The organism is Bartonella sp. AD328YNZD (genome assembly GCF_042196425.1).
Window position 1 is genome coordinate 11,163 of sequence record NZ_JBHIQG010000031.1, and the last position, 4,118, is coordinate 15,280.

The window sequence follows — 4,118 nt, forward strand, 5'->3', positions numbered from 1 at the left end:
AAGAACAATGTGGTGCGTTATGTTTCATGCTTTTCTGCAATAAAGGAAAAATAGGCTGCACCATGGTTTCTATAAAGTAGGAATGGCGTATTCCCTATTTCTTGTTACAAGGGATGATGGGGGATTATTTTTTGTTGTGGTGTCTCTCTTCTTCTTTTTGAAAGTTGTGCGGTAAGCACGAACGCGTGAAGTACGTATGGGGACGCGTATTGCTCAAAGAGGGGGTGACAAAGCTAAAAGAGCCCAAATTATGATGCTTGAGAGTCAAGATTTATATTCTGCTCATCTGACAGAGCAGTGGCCATGGGAAAAAATAGCTCCCTATCAAGAGGCACTCAATGCTGCATTGAAAAAATATGCGCAGCGCTTTCCGGATGATGTTTGTCTGGAAAAAATTGCTGAAGAAATCGCTACAGGACAAGCACAATTGTGGCTGGTCTTAAAAAATAAAATCCAATTTAGTGCTTTTGCAATTACCAAAGTTGAAATAACCCATACGGGAAAAAAATGCGTCGTTCTCTCAGATCTTGCGGGAGAGGGAGGGCTGAAATTGGTCAAGTTGATTGATGAAGTCGAAAAATGGGCGCGAACAATCAATGCGGACGAAATGCACATGTTTGGAAGAACTGGATGGGCGAAAAAGCTCGCTCATCACGGATATTCTCGTAATCTTATTCAATATAGAAAGGTTCTGGGTTCATGAGTAGAAAAAAAACACCTCAAGTACAGACAACAACACAAACAAATGCACCACCCGCTTGGGCCGCTGATATTCTTAAACAAGCCAGTGCTAACGCGCTTGGACTTTATAATAAAGGAATTGGTGGAAACGTTTATCAGGGAGAGAGAGTTGCCGGTCTTAGCGATATGACAAAAAATGCGCTGACCGGTTTACAACAAGCAGCAGGGCTCTATAATAATCCAACGGTAACGCAATGGTTGAATGCACCAACCAACAGCGCTACAAATCTTTCCGGTATGGCTAAGGGAAGCTGGATTGGAAGCAATAGTAAATTTAATACTGCATTGCAAAATGCTCTGAATAAAACTTCTGATGCGATTAATCAATCTATGTCTGGGGCAGGACGTTATGGTTCTGGCGCTCATACTGGTGTGCTGGCCGATGAGTTAGGCGCCTTGGCAACAAATGCTGCGGTACAGCAGTATAATCAAGATATTAATAATATGATGAACGCGAACCAGATGATTGATCGCTCTCAGCAGGATCAGGTTAATGCAGCAAATAGCTATTATCAAGGACAGAGTAATGCGCAAAGCAATGCTTTGAAAGGAGGAATGATTCAAGATATGAATCGTCAAAATGTCTTAGATGCGGAGCGCCAAAAATGGTCAGAAAAAGATAATCAAGATTGGAATCGCTTAGAACGCTTGTTACAGGTAGGAACACAGGCCGCTGGAAATTACGGAACAACTTCAGGAAAATCTACAACAATACCTTCTGTGACAAAAGATCCGTTGCGTGATGCGCAGCAAGTGCTTGGATTGGTCGGAGGAATTTTAGGGCTTTGTGACGTAAGAGCAAAAGAAAATATTATCCCTGTGGGGCAGAAAAAGGGATATCCACTTTATACCTTTAATTATAAAGGAAATCCACAACGTTATCAGGGCGTTATGGCGCAAGATGTGTTGTGTGTGAAGCCTGAAGCTGTTTATGTCAATGCAAAAACAAAGTTATTGCATGTTGATTATGACAAAATAGGTTTGAAAATGGAAAAAGTGAAAATGGAAAAAATACCGGCATCTAAAAATAAAGTTGCGGCTTTCTTTTCTTCATTTTTTGCTCGTTTTCCCTTTTTGAAAAAAGAGTATCTTCTATGAGTTCGATTTATGATTGGTCAATTGTTGCATCAGAAAATGCTTATGCCGATGAAAGTATAAACTGGGCAGAAGGGCAACCGCCAAGCACAGTCAATGATAGTGCTCGCGCTATGATGCAACGCATTAAAGAATATTTGTTGGATAATGGGGGCGGGATTGAAACACAGTTTACTGTCGATGTGGAAAACGAGAGGACATCACTTCGTTTGGCAACAAAGTCTTTTTTTGAGACTTATATGGATGGCATTGTTGTGCGCTTTAAAGCACAAGGCGTCAATAGAGGAAAGACAAATATTTCTTTGAATCAATTACTTCCACGACCAACTTATATGGCAACGCCAGAGGGTATCATGCCTTTAAAAGGGGAGGAAATTCAAAAGGGGGGGCTTTATGAAGTCGTCTATACGCGTGATATTGCCGGAAAAAATGCTGATGGCTGGTTTTTAACCAATCCTACTATAAAACTTCCTGAAATCCCTCCCTTTCCTCCTTTGCCTGAAACTTTTTCTTCTGGATTTATTGGGACTTTTGCTACAGAAAAAATACCCTCTGGATGGCTGCTGTGTGATGGTAAAGAATATTCGCGTAGGAACTATGCTAATCTCTTTGCTGTTTTGGGAGAAACATGGGGAAAAGGAGATGGGAGAACAACATTCAATGTTCCCGATTTGCGTGGAATGTTTTTACGGGGGCTCGATAGTGGAAAAGCAATTGATAAAGGACGTCGCTTGGGAAGTCGACAAGAAGAGTCTTTTAAATCTCATACCCATGAAGGAAAAACAAATTCAACAGGTAACCACCAGCATAGTTACCCCATGATTGAAAAGGTAGTTTGGGATATGAATCACGGTGAATATTATAGAAATCTGGCTCAAATTTACAATAAAAATTTGTTGACAGGTCCTGCGGGAGAGCATGAACATAAGGTCTTGTTGCAAAAAACAGGGGGAGATGAAACACGTCCTGTCAATGTGGCGGTGGTTTATGCTGTCAAAGCCTGAGAATGAAAGCTGTGTGAGAGAAAGATAAAAATGCTTGCAAAATGTTTGTTATGAAAAAAGTCTTATAGAATATATTGTGCAGAAAGTTTTGAGGCGCTTTAGAAAAAAAACTCAACTCTCTTTATTCTTTTATTTTTTGTGCTGCCTTTGTTGGATGCCTAAAGGTGAGTTTATCTATTGTTCTTTAGAGGATCAAGACAGTGATTATTAAAGATAGGGAAAGAACAAAAAACTTTCTTTATTCATGGCGTTTTTTGCTGAGGAATAAAGATTTTATCCCAAATGCCTCTCTCTTGTGGTATCGTGATCCATTGTTTCAAGTGCTGGGTTTAAACCGCTGCTGTGCGATGACAAAAAGCCCCTAGATAATTTTATCCTATTATAGCGTAAAGTACCGTCATTAAAACACTATTATTGAAGGTGGTGATATCAGTAAGATAGCTTAAAGTATTTAATACATTAGCAACTGTTCTGGGGAGGATTTGCTTGGTTAAGTATTATGCAAGTGAATCATATAAATAATGAGCAGATATGGAGCTCCTTCAGAGGAGTTGGATTGTTTACAAACCGATGTGGGGCTAAAACCTTTGTCCTTTGAGGGTGGTGGGAAGAGGTCAACGGATATGTTTATTTAAAGTGAGAAAAGGCAAAATGAAGCACTCCCTTTTTTGGCAAAGCATGTAGGAAAAAAGGCTCCTCTTTGCTTTCAAAATGGGTGTACTGTTGGCTAGAAGCAGCAGGTTGGTGATGCGTTGTAACGTATGGTGAGGCATTGAACTCTCTGAGATGGCATTTTGTGCTTATCAGGAAACTTCTTGAAACAGGATGAGAGTGATACGAGAAAATCTGTAAGACAATAGTTTGTTTCGTTGTGTTGTAAAATACCATTGTTTGAGATGCGGTTAAAATTTTATGCATAGGGTGTTTTTCGTCTGTGAGTATTCCTAAAGCAGTGTTTTTTTTGTAGAGTAACTCTAAATAGGGACGCATTACAAAGAGGCATTTGAAGGGGAAAGCCAAGTTAAATCTGTTAGATAAGAAGCCAGATTGTTTACAAACTATTGTTTATTGATTGGCATTATTTAAAGACCGGTGTGGGCGTTGTCATTTTGGGAAAGGTTGATACAGCATGCAAGGTGATCAAACATTTTTCTTTGATTATCAGGTGATAAAGTCAACATTTTAGGTGGAAAATAGAGTATAATCTAAAAAAATACCTTGTAAAAATTTTCGATGAGGAAATTTTTTTTAAAGCCTTTCATATGGTTGTCTGAGGTT

Annotated in this window: 3 protein-coding genes; all 3 read left to right on the forward strand. The window is 39.4% G+C overall.

The window, feature by feature from the left end; all coding sequences use genetic code 11:
- The first annotated feature begins 250 nt into the window (after positions 1–250).
- The 3 genes from ACFIO3_RS02890 to ACFIO3_RS02900 are packed head-to-tail and all read left to right on the forward strand — an operon-like array spanning position 251 to position 2,840.
- On the forward strand, positions 251–703 hold the full coding sequence (locus tag ACFIO3_RS02890) for a hypothetical protein (protein WP_375607088.1): 453 nt from the start codon (positions 251–253) through the stop codon (positions 701–703).
- The gene (locus ACFIO3_RS02895; RefSeq protein ID WP_375607021.1) at positions 700–1,839 is read left to right on the forward strand and encodes a tail fiber domain-containing protein; all 1,140 of its coding nucleotides are present in this window, start codon (positions 700–702) and stop codon (positions 1,837–1,839) included. Before ACFIO3_RS02890 ends, ACFIO3_RS02895 begins: the two co-directional genes overlap by 4 nt.
- Positions 1,836–2,840: a phage tail protein gene (locus ACFIO3_RS02900; RefSeq protein ID WP_375614718.1), complete on the forward strand. Its 1,005-nt coding sequence runs from the start codon at positions 1,836–1,838 to the stop codon at positions 2,838–2,840. Before ACFIO3_RS02895 ends, ACFIO3_RS02900 begins: the two co-directional genes overlap by 4 nt.
- The last annotated feature ends 1,278 nt before the right edge of the window (positions 2,841–4,118 follow it).